Raw genomic sequence first — 16366 nt, forward strand, 5'->3', positions numbered from 1 at the left:
GCGTGGCACCACGTGGGCACCGCAACGCCTGATCGCCGCGAATTCGAGTAGGGCACTACGCGCGCAACGGTGTCGCGCTCGACGCATGATCAGGTCATGCCACGCTGCTGACATCCGGCGGTCCGAAGCGAGACAGCCCAACCCACCAATGCGGGAGATGTGAGAACTGATGAACGACAACGGGTTAGAGAGTTTTGCGTTGCACAGTGCAGACAGGTTCCAGGGCCCTGCAGTGCAGGCCATCAATGACGAAGCAGTCGTGCCCGGCGCAGCGCCGGCAGTCGACGTGGCGACGCTCGATCCGGAATCGGCTGCGCGCCGCTACCTCAACCAGATGATCGCCAGCCCCGAGGTGCCGTCGATCACCGACAGCAGCGCGGGACCCGGGACCGAGTACCTGGCCCTCGGCACCGAGTCCGTTCCGTTGACCGACTCGACCGTCGTCAAGTTCGCCCAATACCGCCAACGCATCCCCGTATACGGATCGCTGGTCACGATCGAGCTGGATGACGCGAACAACATGCTGGCTGTCAATTCGGCGATCGGCAATCCCGATGGTGTCGATGCAGTCGCGACCATATCGCCGGCGCGGGCCCAGGATGTGATCGTCAAGGACGCAGGCAAAGACGCATTGCCACTGTCGGAACCACCCCGGCTCTACTTCTACTTCGACAAGAATTCGGACCCCGGGGTTTGGCACTTGGTGTACATCGCCAAGAACGTACAGCGCCACCGCAAACGCACCTCCGACGGTCACCCGGAGACGCTGCCGGAGCTCTTCGACTACGTCGTGGACGCTCATTCCGGTGAACTGATCGCCAAACTTCCTCGCACCCAGACGATTTCGTGGACACTGGAAGAACTGGACTCCACCGATGCCCTCGGCCAGACTCGCCGCATCCGGGCCGAACGGGACGAGAACCACAACACGCGACTGGTGGACCCCACCCGGCGCATCGAGACCTACGATTTCGGGTTCCGCAAGATCGAATCGCAGTTCCGCTCGCTACCGGGTGCGGAGCCGATCTCCAATCCGCCGGCACCTTGGAGCCCGGCCGCGATCAGCGCCCACGCCAACGCCCAGGAGGTCGCCGACTATCTGGTGAACACCTTGCAGCGCAACGGCCTCGACAACCAGGGCAGCCCGTTCATCTCGTCCATCAACTGCACGTCCATCCAGGATCCGACGCCCCAGCAGTGGCGCAATGCCGCCTGGATCGGCACCCAGATGGTGTACGGCCAGCGCAGCGTCGGCGGCGAGCTGCGGTCGTACGCGGTGGCCATGGACGTGGTGGCCCATGAGATGACGCACGGACTGACCGACAACACGGCCCGACTCGAGTACAAGGACGAGTCCGGCGCACTCAACGAGTCCTATTCGGACATCATGGGGATAATCATCGCCAATGCCCAGAAACCCGACATCGACAGCTGGAACTGGGAGATGGGCGAGGAGCTCGACGGCACCGGGGTGCCTCTGCGGGATCTGAGTGATCCGGCCCGACGCGGCCAGCCTGCGCACGTTCACGACTACGTACACACGACCCGGGACAACGGCGGTGTGCACACCAACAGTGGCATCCACAACAAGGCGGCGTTCAACGTCATCAGCGCGAAGAACGGCCAGGGCCATCTCTTCACCCCGCAGGATGTGGCGGTTCTGTTCTATCTCGCGCTGACACTTCACCTTTCACGAACGTCAGGCTTCAGTGACAGCCGCCGAGCCGTTGAGCTGGTGGCCAAGTCCCTCTTCCGCGGAAACCCCGAAAGCGTCCGGGATGAGAAGGTCGCCGCAGTGAGCGCAGGTTTCGAGGCGACCGGAATCAGCGCCTGAGTGCACCGCCGTCAGGCCGGGTTTCTCAGGTGAGGTACCGGTACGTCGGTGACCCTGGTTCGAGCAACTCGACGTGGATATCGGAATCCTCCATACGCGCCAGCAGGCCTTCGAGGTCTGTCGCCGCGCTCAACTGGACGCCGCACAGCGCCTCGCCGGTCTCGCGGTTGTTGCGCTTGACGTACTCGAACAGGGTGATGTCGTCACCGGGCCCGAGGACCTCATCGAGGAATCGGCGCAGCGCGCCGGGTTCCTGCGGGAAATCGACCAGGAAGTAGTGCTTGAGGCCCAGGTGCACCAGTGAGCGCTCCACCACCTCGATGTAGCGGGAGACGTCGTTGTTTCCGCCGGAGATCAGGCACACCACGGTGGAACCGGGCTCGATGTCCGCCTCCAACAGCGCCGCAACCGACAGCGCACCCGCGGGCTCGGCAATGATTCCGTCGTTCTGGTACAGGTCGAGCATCGCGGTGCACACCGCGCCCTCGTCCACCGTGGTGAGGGTGACCATGTCACCGGCCGCGGCCAACACGGCGTAAGGCAGCGCCCCGGCCCGCGCCACGGCCGCGCCGTCGACGAACTGATCGACGTGATCCAGGGTCACCGGTTCGCCCGCGGCCAGGGCGGCGATCATCGACGCCGCGCCCGCCGGCTCCACACCGAGTACCGAGGTTTCCGAAGCGCGCTCGGCGAGATACGTGGTGATGCCTGAGATACAGCCGCCGCCACCGACGGGGACGATCACCAGGTCCGGCTCGTCGTCGAGCTGGTCGAGCAGCTCGGCGCCGATGGTGCCCTGTCCGGCCATCGTGCGCAGGTCGTCGTACGGGGGTACGAGGGTCGCCCCGGTGCGTGCGACGTCTTCGAGCGCTGCGGCGGCGGCCAGATCGTAGGTCGAACCAACTGCGATGAGCTCGATGAACTCACGGCCGTGATAGCGGATCCGGTCCTGCTTCTGCTTGGGGGTTTTGGCCGGCACGTAGACGCGGCCATGGGTACGCATCGACCGGCAGGCCATTGCGAAGCCCTGCGCGTGGTTGCCTGCCGAGGAGCACACCACGCCGGCGGCCAACTCCTCGGGCGAGAGCTGCGCCATCAGGTTGAACGCCCCGCGCACCTTGTAGGAACGCACCGCCTGCAGGTCCTCACGTTTGAGGTACACGTTGGCTCCGGTGGCTTCCGATAGCCGCTCGTTGAACTGCAGCGGGCTGCGCGTGACCACCCCGGAAATTCGCTTGGCGGCCTCGTCGATGTCGGCCGCGGTCAGGGGCGCGGCCAGCGGGGAGACTCGGGAGCCTTTGCTCAGATCGGCAGTCACCGTTCAATGGTGCCACTGGCCAGGCGTTTCACTGCAGTTGGGTGGGGAGACACACTGGAATCCCACCAGTTGTGCCGCCAAATCGAAGAAATCCCGCGCATGCGGTTGAGAGGCCTCCGAACTGGGAAAACAACCTCATGCGGCACATCCAGCAGCGGGTGCGGCGGGCGGTAGCGCACACCCTGACGATCGGCGCGCTGGCAACGTCGGCCTGCTCGGCGGGCACCGGTACCCCGGCAGATGCGTCCACGGCGCGCGTATTCATCAACGGCCAGGAGATGCCGACGACCTACTCGGTGCTGTGCACGCAACGATCCTGGCTGTGGACCATCGAAACTCAGCCGGAAGCGCCCGGCTTCACCGCCATCATCCAGACCGGCACCACAGTCGAACCGAAGGTGATGCGCCTGACCGACATGTCGGGTTTCACCGGCGGTTCAGCCAACGTGGCGGCGTCCGCCGATGCCGGCATCGACGGCACCACATTCCACATGAGCGGCACGGCCCGCGGCTGGTTCGCGGACCGTCCCACCAGGCCAACCGAGGTCCAGTACCGGGTGGAAGCCCGTTGTTGAGCATTCTGGACCGATAAAGTGAGCCTCAACGAAGGTTTCGGCTACCCGAAATCATGGTTACGAGCTATCGTCAATACATGACCACCGCCGGGAACTTTCGTAGCGGCACCTCCCGGGCCGATCATCAGGTCGACATCGCCGGGGTGCCCTGGCCGACGTACAAGCTGATCGCCCTGGCGATCGGTGCCCTGGTCTTGGTGGTGGTCGGCGTGGCGACGATGAGCGCCGCCCCAGCAGTGCTCTCGGCCGCTGCAGCCGCCATCGTGGCCTGGCTGGGACTCGGCCACGTTTCACCCTCTGATCAATGACCTTCCAGCAGCCGCCGCAGCGTTTCTAGATCGGCGGCTACCGCGGCCACATCTGCCTCGAACTCTTCGTCGGTCATCCCGGGCCGCTGCCGGACCGTGAACACGACTTCGCACGACGTTGCGTCACCGCCTGCCGGTACCACCCGCATCGGGTTGTAGACGGCCTCACCCGAGGGCAGATGCACCACGTGATCGAGCACTCCCAGTGCGTTCGGTGCAGCAAATTCGACAGTGACCTCACCCATCGGGGAGTCCGCAACCCACCCTCGGCCAGGCCCGCCGCCCAGTTGACCATCTGTCGCGGATCCGCGGCATAGGCGTACACCGCGTCCGCGGCAACCTCGATCCAGACGCTCACATGCGTGCTGCGCATGCTCCCACCGTAGGCTGGATCGCAAGGGCGGTAAACGTTTTCGCCCAATTGTTCAGCCGCCGACCGGGTGTACCGTCGGGCGTGTGGGTATTGCGACGACGGGCCTGACGCCGGTAGAGGAAACCGCATTCCTGACCCTGTATGCCAGGGCTCTCGACAACCGGTGGGCCCGCCCAATCCTCGGCGACACGATGGCCGACGAGACGGTGGCCAGACTCGACTACGACTTCGCCGGCCTCGGGGTGCAGACCAGCGTGGTGTGCCAGTCGGCGTTACGCGCCAAGATGCTCGACGACCGGGTCCGTGCGTTTGTCGCCGACCATCCCGACGCCGTCGTGGTCGATCTCGGCGGAGGTCTCGACAGCGGCGTCCACCGCGTTGCACCACCGGCCACGGTCGATTGGTACAGCGTCGACCTACCCGGGATCAGCGAGCTGCGCGATCGGGCGATGCCCTCACTCCCCCAGGCACACACTGTCTCCGCGTCGTTGGCCGATCCGGACTGGACCGACCCGATTCATTCCGATCGACCCACCATGTTGGTGGCCGACGGACTGTTCGCATTCCTCAGCGAACCGTTGATCGCCGGCATCTTCCGGACGATCACCGAACACTTCGATTCCGGCGAGCTGGCGTTCAACGACTACGGCCGGATCGGCTGGATGAGCAGGGCCGCGCTGAAGTTCTTTCCTGCCAAAATGTTCAAGGACGTCGGAAGTCAGTGGGGCTACCCGGGTTTCAAGGATGCCCACCATCCCGAAACCTGGAACCCGCGGCTGCGACTCGTCGAGGAGTCCAGCCTCGCTCACCAACCGGAGGTCGATCGCTTTCCCGGTGCACTGCGGCTCGCAACGCGGGCCTCCGGCCTCAGCAAGGCGACGGCCCGTAAGGCGCGCATCCTGCGGTACCGGTTCTGACCGCTGCTGCGTCAGGCCGGTAGCTCGTTGTGAATCCCGCACGTGCACAACTCGATTGACGGACATGTGCACCGCATCCCCCACTCGATGATGGCGCGCGCCTGGGTCAGCGCCTCCATTTGTGCGTCGATCTCGGCAAGCTTGGTCTGCGCCAGCTCACGCGCCACCGGCCGGCCCGTGGTGTCATCCTGCAGCAGTTGCCCGATCTCGGTCAGCGAGAAGCCGGCAGCCTTGCACAACCTGATCACCTCAAGACGCATCAGGACAGATTCCTGATAGCGACGCTGCCCACCCAGGCGCTGCGGGGCGGGCAACAGCCCGACCTGCTCGTAGTAGCGGAGCGCGGTCTGAGCGACCCCACTCCGCTGCGTGACGTCTCCGATGGTCAGCGTCGCGGCCATCTGCCCTCCTCACCGAGCTTGACTTAGAGTCAACTCTAAGTCGTTGACTGGCTACATGCCACACACCGACACCACACTGGAGACCTTGAGTCGCTCCCATTACGCGTTGCTGCGCAGTTTTCGCCGCGACGGAACCGCTGTCGACACCCCGATCTGGTTCGTGCTCGACGGCCGAACGGCATTCTTCCGCACCAAGATCGGCCCGAAGACCCGCAGACTCGCGGTGCGGCCCGATGTCGAACTGGTGGTCTGCGACTACAAGGGACGAATCACCGGCACCACCTGGCTGACCGGCCGGGCCACTGTCCTGGGCGGTGAGGACGCCGAACAGGCCAACCGAGCGCTGCACCGGCGATACGGATGGCAATGGAACATCGTGCCGCTGCTGAAGATCCCCGGCGTCACCAACGTGCACCGCGACCTGCCGTTGCGGGAGAAGCTACGACGCGCCCGCACCCGCGGCGTGTGGCCCGACAGCGCGATCGTGAGGATCGATATGGCGCCGCAGGATGTCCCGGCTCAGCCCAGACAACCGGGGCCGAGCAGTGCCTTGAGGTCGCCCATCAACGCCGAGGACGGTGTCACCCGCAGCGACTGATCCAGCTCCAGCGTGGTGATGCGCTCACCGCTGATCAGCCGCAGATGCACCTGGGACGTGCCGGGATGATTGGCCAGCACCTGTTTGAGCGCACTCACCTTGTCGATCGTGCACTGGCGGGTGGGCAGACTCACGGCCAGCGGCCGGTCGGCCTGGGCGCTGCTGAAGTCGGGTACCACCAGTTCGTGCGCGATCAGCGAGATCCGGTCATCGCGGGCAGCCACCTTTGCCTTGACCAGCACCACGACGTCGTCGGCAATCTCATGACCGAACAGTGAGTAGGTCTGCGGGAAGAACAGCACCTCGATACCGCCGGTGAGGTCTTCCAATTGAGCTGACGCCCAGGGCAAGCCGTTTTTGTTCACCCGACGGTTCACCGAGGCCAGGATGCCGCCGACCACCACCTGCGCATCGTTGGCGACATCTCCGTCGAGAATCGCCGGGATCTGGGTATCGACCTGGTTGGCAAGCAGGTGGGCAACCCCGTTGAGCGGATGCCCGGACACGTACAGCCCCAGCATCTCGCGTTCGAGCGCGAGCTTGTGCTTGTCCTCCCACTCCTCCTCGGGCACGCGGATGGTGAACGCGGAATCGCCGGTGTCAGCGCCACTACCATCGGCACCGCCGAACAGGTCGAACTGGCCCATCGCCTCGGCCTTCTTGGTACCGAGCACCGAGTCGACGGCATCGGTGTGTACCAGGAACAACCCCTTGCGAGGGTGGCCGAGCGAGTCGAATGCGCCTGCCTTCACCAGAGATTCGGTGACCTTCTTGTTGCAGGCCGCGATGTCGATCTTGTTGAGGTAGTCGGAGAAGTCCGCGTATTTACCCTTCTCGGTACGGGTACTGATCAACGACGCAACGACATTCGCGCCGACGTTGCGGATGGCGCCCAGACCGAACCGGATATCGTCGCCAACCGACGCGAAGTTCTGCACCGACTCGTTGACGTCGGGCGGCAGCACTGTGATGCCGAGCCGACGGCAATCGGCCAGATAGACCGCGGCCTTGTCCTTGTCGTCACCGACCGAGGTGAGCAGGCCGGCCATGTACTCGGCGGGGTAATTCGCCTTGAGGTAGGCCGTCCAGTACGACACCAGGCCGTAGCCGGCCGCGTGCGACTTGTTGAACGCGTACCCGGCGAACGGAAGGATGGTGTCCCACAGGGCTTTCACCGCAGCCTCGGAGAACCCGTTGGCAGTCATGCCTTCCTTGAAGCCCTTGTACTCGGCCTCGAGCACCTCAAGCTTCTTCTTACCCATGGCCTTACGGAGCGCATCGGCCTTACCCATGGTGTAGGAGGCGACCTTCTGCGCGATGAACATGATCTGCTCTTGGTAGACGATCAGGCCGTAGGTCTCGGCCAGGATCTCCTTGAGCGGTTCCTCGAGCTCGGGATGGATGGGCTTGATCGCCTGACGGCCGTTCTTGCGGTCGGCATAGTCGTTGTGGGCGTTCATGCCCATCGGACCGGGTCGGTACAGCGCCAGCACCGCCACGATGTCGTTGAACCCGGTGGGCTGCATGCGCCGCAGCAGGTCACGCATCGCACTGCCGTCGAGCTGGAACACGCCCAGCGTGTCGCCGCGGCCGAGGAGCTCGTAGGCGGCCGGATCGTCGAGCGCCAGCGTTTCGAGATCCAGATCGATCCCCCGGTTCGCCTTGATGTTCTCCAGGCAGTCACCGATGATCGTCAGGTTTCGCAGACCCAGGAAGTCCATCTTGAGCAGACCGATGGCCTCACACGACGGGTAGTCCCAGCCGGTGATGATCGCGCCGTCCTGCGGACGCTTCCACAGCGGGATCGCGTCGACCAGCGGCTCGGAGCTCATGATCACCGCGCAGGCGTGCACGCCCGCGTTGCGCACCAGCCCTTCCAGGCCGCGCGCCGTCTCGAAGATGGTCCGCACGTCCGGATCGGTGTCGATCAGGGCGCGGACCTCGGCGGCTTCCTTGTACCGCTCGTGGTTGGGATCGGTGATCCCCGACACGGGGATGTCCTTGGCCATGATGGGTGGCGGCAGCGCCTTGGTGATCCGGTCGGCGATCGCGAAACCGGGCTGGCCGTAATGCACCCGGGCCGAATCTTTCAGCGCCGCTTTGGTTTTGATGGTGCCGAAGGTGATCACCTGGGCCACCCGGTCGCTGCCCCACTTGTTTGCCGCGTAACGCAGCATCTCGCCGCGGCGACGGTCGTCGAAGTCGATGTCGATATCGGGGGCCGACGGACGTTCCGGGTTCAGGAAGCGCTCGAACAGCAGCCCGTGCGGGATCGGGTCGATGTTGGTGATACCCAGCGCGTAGGCCACCAGTGACCCGGCGGCCGACCCACGGCCCGGCCCCACGCGGATCCCGACCGACCGGGCGTAGTTGATCAGGTCGGCCACGATCAGGAAGTAGGACGGAAAGCCCTTGTCGCAGATGACCTTGATCTCGTACGCCGCGCGGTCGGTGTACTCGGGTGGGACAGGTGCGCCACGAAACCTGCGCTCCTCCAGGCCGGCCTGGACCTCATGGGTCAGCCATGAGCCCTGGTCGTGTCCGTCGGGAACCGGGAACACCGGCATGCGGTCGCTGGGCGTCCACACGTCGGCGTAGGACTGCACCCGCTCGCCGATGAGCACTGTGGAATCGCACGCGCCCGGCACCTGGGCATCCCACAGGGCCCGCATCTCGTCGGCCGACTTGAGGAAGTAGCCGTCGCCGTCGAACTTGAACCGGTTCGGGTCCGACAGCGTCTTGCCCGTCTGAATGCACAGCAGCGCCTCGTGATTCTGCGAGGCCTCACGCGTGACGTAGTGACAGTCGTTGGTGGCCAACGGTGGGATGCCGAGCTTCTGCCCGACCTCCAACAGGCCCTCCCGGACGCGGCGCTCGATATCGAGACCGTGGTCCATCAGCTCGAGGAAGAAGTTGTCGGGGCCGAAGATGTCGCGCCATTTGGCGGCGGCCTCCAGCGCCTCCTGGCGTTGGCCCAGCCGTAGCCGGGTCTGCACCTCGCCGGACGGGCAACCAGTGGTCGCGATGATGCCTTCGGCATGCTCGGCGATGATCTCGGCATCCATGCGCGACCACTTGCCGAGCTGGCCTTCGAACGACGCCAGCGAGGACAGCTTGAAGAGGTTGCGCAGACCGGTGGCATTCTCGGCGACCATCGTCATATGGGTGTAGGCGCCGCTACCCGAGACGTCGTCACTCTTCTGGCTCGGGTCACCCCACTGGATCCGCTTGGTGTCAAAGCGCGACGCCGGCGCGATGTACGCCTCGATGCCGATGATCGGTTTGATGCCGACCGTGGTCGCGGAGTTGTAGAACTCACTGGCGCCGAACATGTTGCCGTGGTCGGTCATACCTATCGCAGGCATGCCCAGCCGCTGGGCCTCGGCCAGCATCGGCGTGATCTTCGCGGCCCCGTCGAGCATCGAGTACTCGGTGTGGTTGTGCAGGTGTACGAAGGACCCCGAAGATGAACCGCTCATAGGGGTGCCAGTCTATGGCGACCCACTGACACTTCTCGTACTTCCCGGCGTGTCGCCACTCGTGTCTTCGTCGGCGCGTCAACGATCCCGGTCGGCGATCGACAGCAACCCATTTCCGATCACAAGATGTAGTTGCTTGGCAATCTGCGGTACATCGACGGGCCTGCCCTGCCAACCACTGTAGGCACCCACTCCCCACAGCATCGCGTACAACAGTTCGACCATCGTTCCGTGCTCGGTGTGCGGCGGCAGTTCGCGCCGCACGATGGCCTCGGTCACCACCTCGCCGAGGAACCCGCGGGTGGCCGCGACGGTAGCGCAAGGCAGGTCCGGGTGGCGGTAGGCCTCCAGCCGCGCGTTGGCCAGGAATCCGACGACCGCGCGGTCCCGATGCCACACGGCCACCACGGCATCGATGTAGGCATGTAACCGATCCAACGGTCCATCATGCTGTTTCGCCACGCGGATGCACGAACTGATGACGTCGTGCGCCTGCTTGAGCAGTGTGCGGTAGAGATCCTCGCGACTGGCGAAGTAGTAGTTCAGCGTCGGACGGCTCAGACCGCTGCGCTTGGCGATCTCCTGGAATGTCGCCGCCGCGTATCCGCGCTCGTTGATGACTTCGTAGGCCGCCTGCACGATGCGCTCACGGGTTTGCGCGGCATCGGCGCCAACCGGTCTACCCGGCCGACGAACGGTGCGAGGACCGCTACGCCCAGTCATTCAGCAAACACTATGGCATTGCCAGAATGAGGTCAAAAGATGAGTTCGCAAATAACTTCCCGAGTCGGGTCACGACCCGTGTCCGGCGCGGCCGGTCGATTGCAGACTCCCCAGACGTCCGGTCAGGTACGCCCGGACCGCGTTGTCTGTGGTCAATTCGATGGCCCGGCGGTATGCCGCCGCTGCCTCGCCGACCCGTCCGGCCCCGGCAAGGAGGTGCCCGCGGGTGACCCACGCCGGCTGAAACGTACCGGCCGAGCGGTCCGTGATCCTGTCGAGGGCACGCAGTCCGGCATCGGGACCGTCGATTTCGCCCTCCAAGGCCGCCAGCGCCACCGCGGCACCCAGCGACGGACCGACCTGCATCAGCGCTCGATACAACTTGCGCAGCGCATGCCGGTCGACGTCGGGGGCGCAGTACGCCGATTGAATCGCCGCCTCGTACTGGAACCGACCCGGACGGGCGAAGCTGTGGGCACGGGCCAGCAGGCGTTCCCCTCGCACGTGCAGCGCGGAGTCCCACCGACCCCGGCTCTGATCCTCCAGCGCAACGAAGTTGCCCTCCGGATCGAGCCGCGCCGGACGCCGCGCCTCACACAGACACATCAGTGCCGCCAGTCCCAGAACCTCGGGTTCCTCCGGCAACAACTCGACGAGCACCATGGCGAGGTGCAGGGCCTCCGATGCCAGGGATTCGACGGCCGTACCCTGCGGGACGGACAGCCAGTCGATCGAATATGCGCCGTAAACCGCTTCGAGTACCTCGGGCAGCCGCGCATCGAGGTCGGCACGCGCCGGCAGGGTGAACGGGATTCCGGCGTCGCGAATGCGCTTCTTGGCCCGCACCAGTCGCTGCGCCATGGTTGCCGGAGCGACCGCGAATGCCGCGGCGATGACGGCCGCGTCCACTCCCAGCACCGTCTGCAGCATCAACGGGGTTCGGATGTCGGCAGCGATGGCCGGGTGTGCGCACACCAGCATGAGCTCAAGCCGGCGGTCGGGAATCGCCGCCGGTTCGGCTACGTCCCAGGCGACGTCGTGGCCCTCGGTCCACGGCCCGCTCAGCCGGTAGGCGGGTGATTTCCACATGTCCCGCAGTCGATTTCGTGCCACGGTTAGCAACCACGCCTCCGGATTACCCGGCACGCCGTCGCGCGGCCAGCGCTGTAGAGCACGTTCCGTCGCGTCTGCCAACGCGTCCTCGGCAGCGGCGATGTCGCGGCCCTGGGCCGCCAGCAGCGCGAGCAGCCGGCCGTAGGACTGGCCGACCACCTGCGCGAGCCGCGCTGAAACCTGCGTGTTCAGGGGGTGTACCAGCCCCGGCCTCGGCCGTAGGTGACTGCGACGGGTCTGATCTCGATCGAACCCCACGCCGCGGCCGGACACTTCTGCGCCCAGCCCAGTGCCGCGTCGAGGTCGGGCACCTCGATCACGAACACTCCGCCCAGGCGTTCCCTGGTATCGACGAACGGCCCGTCCTGGATCTCCGCCGCGCCGGTGCGTGCGGTATAGGTCGTTGTCGCCGACGCCGACTGCAGCACCTGCGTGCCGACCAGCACGCCGGCCGCATCGAGGTCATCGGCATATCGGGCGAACGCGGCCTGGGCGGGTTTCATGTCCTCCTCGCTCAGGCCAGCCTCTGGTCCTTCCTGGTAATGCATGAGTAGGCAGTACTGCACGGTGTCCTCCTGGTTGTCGATTCCAGCCTGTCACCGTGATGACGATTCCGGTTCGACCCGATCGACAATGTCGGCCACCCGACCAGCCGGCTTTCTGCGCAACGCACCGACCGTCATGATCATCAACGCCACCCAGATCAAGGCGAACCCGATCCACCGGCCCACTGGCATCGGCTCGTGACCGATGAACACACCCCAGGCCATCTGCAACCCGGGGTTCAGATAGAACAGCAGGCCCAGCGTGACCATCGGGAGTCGCTGTGCGGCTGCGGCGAACAGCAGCAACGGCACCGCGGTCACCGGGCCGGCGAGCAACAACAGCAGCGCGTGCCAGGTGCCGTGGTTGAGAAAGTTTCCCCGGCCCAGCACCTCCAGCGTGATCACATAGCCGGCGGCGAGCGGAAGGGCGAGCAGGGTCTCGACAGCCACGCTCACCCGTGGGTCGGCCTGCACCACTTTCTTGATCAGGCCGTACACGCCGAAGGACAGCGCGAGCACGACCGCGATGTAGGGCGGCGCGCCCAGCTCGACGGTCAGGATCACCACCGCGATCAGCGCGAGGACCAACGCGACCGCCTGCCATCGGCTGATCCGCTCGCGGAACACCAGTACCCCCAGCAGCACGCTCACCAGCGGATTGATGAAGTACCCGAGCGCCGCATCCACAACGTGGCCGGTCGTCACGGCGTAGATGTAGGTCCCCCAGTTGATGGAGATCAGCGCGGCGGCCGCCAGCAGTTGCAGCCACGTCTTGAGCGTCAACCTACGGAGGTCGCCGAGCCGCCGGGCCACCGCCAGCACCAACAGCAAGAACAGCGCGCTCCACACGATGCGGTGGGCCAGCACCTCCGGCGCACCCGCGGGGAGCAACAGCAGGAAGAAGCCGGGGCACAACCCCCACCAGATGTAGGCACCCGCACCGTAGAGCACGCCGGAGCGAGTGGCACCGGTCTGCTGTGCAGGTGTCGGCACAGCCACAGCTAGTGGCGGCGCAGAACGTCGAGGGCGGCCTGCAGGTCAGCCGGATAGGGACTGATGATCTCGATGCGCCGGCCGTCAGCCGGATGCGCGAAGGCCAGTGAGCGTGCATGCAACCATTGACGTTCCAGCCCAAGCCTTTTCGCCAACGTGGGATCGGCCCCATAGGTCATGTCGCCGCAACACGGGTGGTGCAGCGCGGCGAAATGCACGCGGATCTGATGCGTACGGCCGGTCTCCAGATGGACGTCCAGCAGGCTGGCGGCCTGGAACGCCTCAACGGTGTCGTAGTGGGTGATGCTGTGCCGTCCGCCATCGACGACTGCGAACTTCCAGTCGTGACCACGATGCCGCCCGATCGGGGCATCGATGGTTCCGCTCGACGGATCGGGGTGCCCCTGCACCAGCGCGTGATAGCGCTTGTCCACGGTGCGTTCCTTGAACGCCCGTTTGAGCACGGTGTACGCCCGCTCCGACAAAGCCACCACCATGACTCCGGAGGTGCCGACGTCGAGTCGGTGCACGATGCCCTGCCGTTCGTGGATACCCGAAGTGCTGATCCGGAACCCGGCAGCCGCCAGCCCGCCCAACACCGTCGGACCGTGCCAGCCCACCGTGGCGTGCGCCGCCACCCCCGGCGGCTTGTCCACCGCCACGATGTCGTCGTCGGAGTAGAGGATGCCCATCCCCTCGATGTCGACCGGGGTGTTCTCGACGGGGGCCGGCGCCGCCGGCAGCCGGACCTCCAGCCAGGCCCCCGCGACGAGCTTGTCGGACTTCGCTGCCGGCACACCGTCGATATCGACACCGCCGTCCTCGGCCATGGCGGCCACCGCAGTGCGTGACAGCCCCAGCAACCGGGCCAGGCCGGCGTCGACTCGCATTCCCGCCAGGCCCTCAGGCACCGGCATCGACCGGGTAGTCACTATGACGACTCGGCCTGGCGCCCGACCGCGCTCGACTCGTCCGAGGAGCTCACCGGCTCGGTGTCACCGGCCTTTGCGGCCTGCTCGTCAGGAGCGTCGTCGGCGGGAGCGTCGTCACCGTCAGCCGGTTCGGATTTCGCCGGTGCATCGTCGCCCGGCTGGCGCCGGCCGACGGTATCGAAGTCGAAGCCGAACAACGACAGCGCCACCAACAGGATCGCGCCGCCGACCACAGCCGGATCGGCCACGTTGAACACCGGCCACCATCCGACCGAGAAGAAATCCACCACATGACCGCGCAGCGGCCCGGGCGCACGGAAGAAGCGGTCGATCAGGTTTCCGGTCGCACCGCCCAGGATCATGCCGAGACCGATCGCCCACCACGGAGACACCAGTCGGCGACCCATCCAGACGATTCCGATCACCACGCCGGTCGCGACGAGCGTCAACACCCAGGTGTATCCGGTAGCCATCGAAAACGCCGCGCCGGAGTTGCGTACCAACGTCCACGTCACAGTGTCACCGATGATCGAGACCGGCTGCCCGGGCGTCAGCAGGCGCACCGCGAGCACCTTGGTCACCACGTCGATGAGCAGCACGACCGCGGCGACGGTGAGCAGCAGACGCAGCCGCCGCCGGGGCGGAGCAGCGGTTACAGGGGCTGGTTTGGCACCCCCGGTTGCGTCGGTCACCGGCTCTGCCGGGCCAGACGTTTCATCAGTCACTCCCCCATCATCCCAAACAGTCCAGCTGGAACAATTGCGGGACAATCTGGACCGTGACGGAGACCGTGACAGGGCCAGAGGTCCCGCCCAGACGAATCGTCGTGATCACCACCGGCGGCACGATCTCGACCAGCACCGACGATGCCGGAATCCGGCATCCGACACGGACCGGCGCTGAGTTGACGGCCGGGCTTGCCCTCGACCCGGACGTCGAGGTCGTGGATCTGTTGGCGACGGACAGCGCGCTGCTGACACCCGCGGACTGGGACCGGATCGGCGAGGCCGCCCGCGCCGCGGCGGCCCGGTCCGACGGCGTCGTCATCACCCATGGAACCGACACCATGGAGGAAACTGCCCTGTGGCTGGATCTCACTTACGGCGGAGACGTGCCCGTGGTGCTGACCGGGTCGCAACGCAGCGCGGACGCGCCCGACTCCGACGGCGCGGGCAACCTGCGCGACGCCGTCGCCGTCGCGTCCAGTCCGCAGGCCAGGAAGCTCGGGGTGGCGGTGTGCTTTGCCGGCGCCCTGTGGCAGCCGCTGGGCCTGCGCAAGCGGCACACCCATGAGTTGAACGCCTTCACCGGCCACAAGCTCGGAACCATCACCGACGGCCGGTGTGAGATCACTGCCGCCAAAGACCGCGTCTACCTCGGCGCTCTGGCCGCGGCGTCGGCCCCACGCGTCGATATCGTCGCGGCGTATCCGGGAGGTGATGCGACCGCCCTGGATGCCTGCGCCGCCGCCGGGGCACGCGCCGTCGTACTCCAGGCGATGGGCTCGGGCAATGCGGGAAGCGAGCTGATCGACGGGGTCCACAGGCACTGCCGCAATGGTGTCGTCATCGCGGTATCGACCCGGGTTCCCGACGGACCGGTCGCCGCGCAGTACGGACCCGGCCGGCGGTTGGTCGACGCCGGCGCCATCATGGTCCCCGCTCTGCGCCCGGCGCAGACGCGGGTTCTGCTCATGGCTGCGCTGGCGTCCGGCCGGCAGGTGGAAGAGGTCATGGACGCCTGCGGTTGACGGCCTGTGCTCAAATAGAGAACGTGCGTTTCCACATTGCAGCGGCAGCAGCCTCCGGCTTGTTGCTGATCGGCCCACTCCCGACCGCGGCGGCCCTGCCCTCACCGCCCGGCGTCGCGGAAATCGACGGCTATCCCATCGCGGAGGGCAATTACAGCTCGCCCACCGACTCCTATGGGCTGTTCTTCCGAACTCCGGACGGCCGATCCTGCGGAATCCGTCCCAACCGCGGCCCGGTCGGCTGCGACGCGGTGCCGGGGGACGCTCCGGCGGGAACCAACCAGACTTTCGCCGAGAGCGGCGCACCCGCTTCCTACCGATACTCCGGGACCGCGTCCTTCACCCGCGATGGCGTCGACGTGCTTCCCGCCGGACACCGGCTGGAGAACTGGGGCGCCAGCTGCGGCATCGGCGATCAGGGCGCAGTGATCTGCAAAACCTCCGGCCGGCATGGCTTTTCGCTGGATTCCGCTTCCGGCGTCCTCTGGTAGTTGACGCGATCGGTTG

The 16366-nt window shown here is 66.1% G+C and carries 15 protein-coding genes and 2 pseudogenes; 7 read left to right on the plus strand and 10 right to left on the minus strand.

The window, feature by feature from the left end; all coding sequences use genetic code 11:
- Nucleotides 1-232 precede the first annotated feature (232 nt).
- The gene (locus ACZY08_RS14895) at nt 233-1834 is read left to right on the plus strand and encodes a M4 family metallopeptidase (RefSeq protein WP_463745879.1); all 1602 of its coding nucleotides are present in this window, start codon (nt 233-235) and stop codon (nt 1832-1834) included.
- Between the two features lie 25 nt (nt 1835-1859).
- Here ACZY08_RS14895 and ilvA read toward each other — a convergent pair whose 3' ends face one another.
- Complete coding sequence (gene ilvA / locus ACZY08_RS14900) at nt 1860-3140, minus strand: threonine ammonia-lyase IlvA (protein ID WP_463745992.1); 1281 nt, start codon at nt 3138-3140, stop codon at nt 1860-1862.
- A 149-nt stretch (nt 3141-3289) separates the two neighbouring features.
- Here ilvA and ACZY08_RS14905 point away from each other — a divergent pair, with 149 nt between their 5' ends.
- Nucleotides 3290-3727, plus strand: a complete 438-nt coding sequence (locus tag ACZY08_RS14905; protein ID WP_463745878.1) for a lipoprotein LpqH — start codon at nt 3290-3292, stop codon at nt 3725-3727.
- 77 nt (nt 3728-3804) lie between these two features.
- On the plus strand, nt 3805-4035 hold the full coding sequence (locus tag ACZY08_RS14910) for a hypothetical protein (protein WP_463745877.1): 231 nt from the start codon (nt 3805-3807) through the stop codon (nt 4033-4035).
- Here the strand turns inward: ACZY08_RS14910 and ACZY08_RS14915 are convergent.
- Nucleotides 4029-4408, minus strand: a pseudogene (locus ACZY08_RS14915) (SRPBCC family protein). The gene ACZY08_RS14910 and the pseudogene ACZY08_RS14915 overlap by 7 nt on opposite strands.
- An 83-nt stretch (nt 4409-4491) precedes the next feature.
- Here ACZY08_RS14915 and ACZY08_RS14920 point away from each other — a divergent pair.
- Nucleotides 4492-5325: a class I SAM-dependent methyltransferase gene (locus tag ACZY08_RS14920; protein WP_463745876.1), complete on the plus strand. Its 834-nt coding sequence runs from the start codon at nt 4492-4494 to the stop codon at nt 5323-5325.
- 11 nt (nt 5326-5336) lie between these two features.
- Here ACZY08_RS14920 and ACZY08_RS14925 read toward each other — a convergent pair whose 3' ends face one another.
- The gene (locus tag ACZY08_RS14925) at nt 5337-5726 is read right to left on the minus strand and encodes a MerR family transcriptional regulator (protein ID WP_463745875.1); all 390 of its coding nucleotides are present in this window, start codon (nt 5724-5726) and stop codon (nt 5337-5339) included.
- A gap of 55 nt (nt 5727-5781) precedes the next feature.
- On the opposite strand from ACZY08_RS14925, the pseudogene ACZY08_RS14930 reads away from it, so the two are divergent.
- Nucleotides 5782-6228: pseudogene (locus ACZY08_RS14930) on the plus strand (PPOX class F420-dependent oxidoreductase); the annotation flags it as partial.
- Nucleotides 6229-6245: 17 nt separating this feature from the next.
- Here ACZY08_RS14930 and dnaE read toward each other — a convergent pair.
- From dnaE to lspA, 7 genes are all read right to left on the minus strand, one after another.
- Nucleotides 6246-9803, minus strand: coding sequence for a DNA polymerase III subunit alpha (dnaE, locus tag ACZY08_RS14935; RefSeq protein ID WP_463745874.1), 3558 nt, complete (start codon nt 9801-9803; stop codon nt 6246-6248).
- Nucleotides 9804-9881: 78 nt separating this feature from the next.
- On the minus strand, nt 9882-10526 hold the full coding sequence (locus ACZY08_RS14940; protein ID WP_463745873.1) for a TetR/AcrR family transcriptional regulator: 645 nt from the start codon (nt 10524-10526) through the stop codon (nt 9882-9884).
- Between the two features lie 69 nt (nt 10527-10595).
- Complete coding sequence (locus ACZY08_RS14945) at nt 10596-11798, minus strand: RNA polymerase sigma factor (RefSeq protein ID WP_463745872.1); 1203 nt, start codon at nt 11796-11798, stop codon at nt 10596-10598.
- Nucleotides 11799-11827: 29 nt separating this feature from the next.
- Nucleotides 11828-12205, minus strand: coding sequence for a YciI family protein (locus ACZY08_RS14950; RefSeq protein WP_463745871.1), 378 nt, complete (start codon nt 12203-12205; stop codon nt 11828-11830).
- 30 nt (nt 12206-12235) lie between these two features.
- On the minus strand, nt 12236-13135 hold the full coding sequence (rarD, locus tag ACZY08_RS14955) for an EamA family transporter RarD (RefSeq protein WP_463745991.1): 900 nt from the start codon (nt 13133-13135) through the stop codon (nt 12236-12238).
- A 50-nt stretch (nt 13136-13185) separates the two neighbouring features.
- Nucleotides 13186-14109 (minus strand): RluA family pseudouridine synthase, encoded by a 924-nt coding sequence (locus tag ACZY08_RS14960; RefSeq protein WP_463745870.1) that lies wholly within the window; start codon nt 14107-14109, stop codon nt 13186-13188.
- Complete coding sequence (gene lspA, locus ACZY08_RS14965; protein ID WP_463745869.1) at nt 14109-14834, minus strand: signal peptidase II; 726 nt, start codon at nt 14832-14834, stop codon at nt 14109-14111. Before lspA ends, ACZY08_RS14960 begins: the two co-directional genes overlap by 1 nt.
- Nucleotides 14835-14887: 53 nt before the next feature.
- Here lspA and ACZY08_RS14970 point away from each other — a divergent pair, with 53 nt between their 5' ends.
- Together ACZY08_RS14970 and ACZY08_RS14975 are read left to right on the plus strand one after the other, a co-directional pair.
- Nucleotides 14888-15859 carry an asparaginase gene (locus tag ACZY08_RS14970; RefSeq protein ID WP_463745868.1) on the plus strand — a complete coding sequence of 324 codons (972 nt, stop codon included), beginning with the start codon at nt 14888-14890 and terminating at the stop codon, nt 15857-15859.
- 23 nt (nt 15860-15882) lie between these two features.
- A complete protein-coding gene (locus tag ACZY08_RS14975; protein WP_463745867.1) occupies nt 15883-16350 on the plus strand; it encodes a hypothetical protein in 468 nt (155 codons plus the stop codon).
- Nucleotides 16351-16366: the final 16 nt, after the last annotated feature.

Source organism: Mycobacterium sp. IDUB_9 (assembly GCF_055419505.1).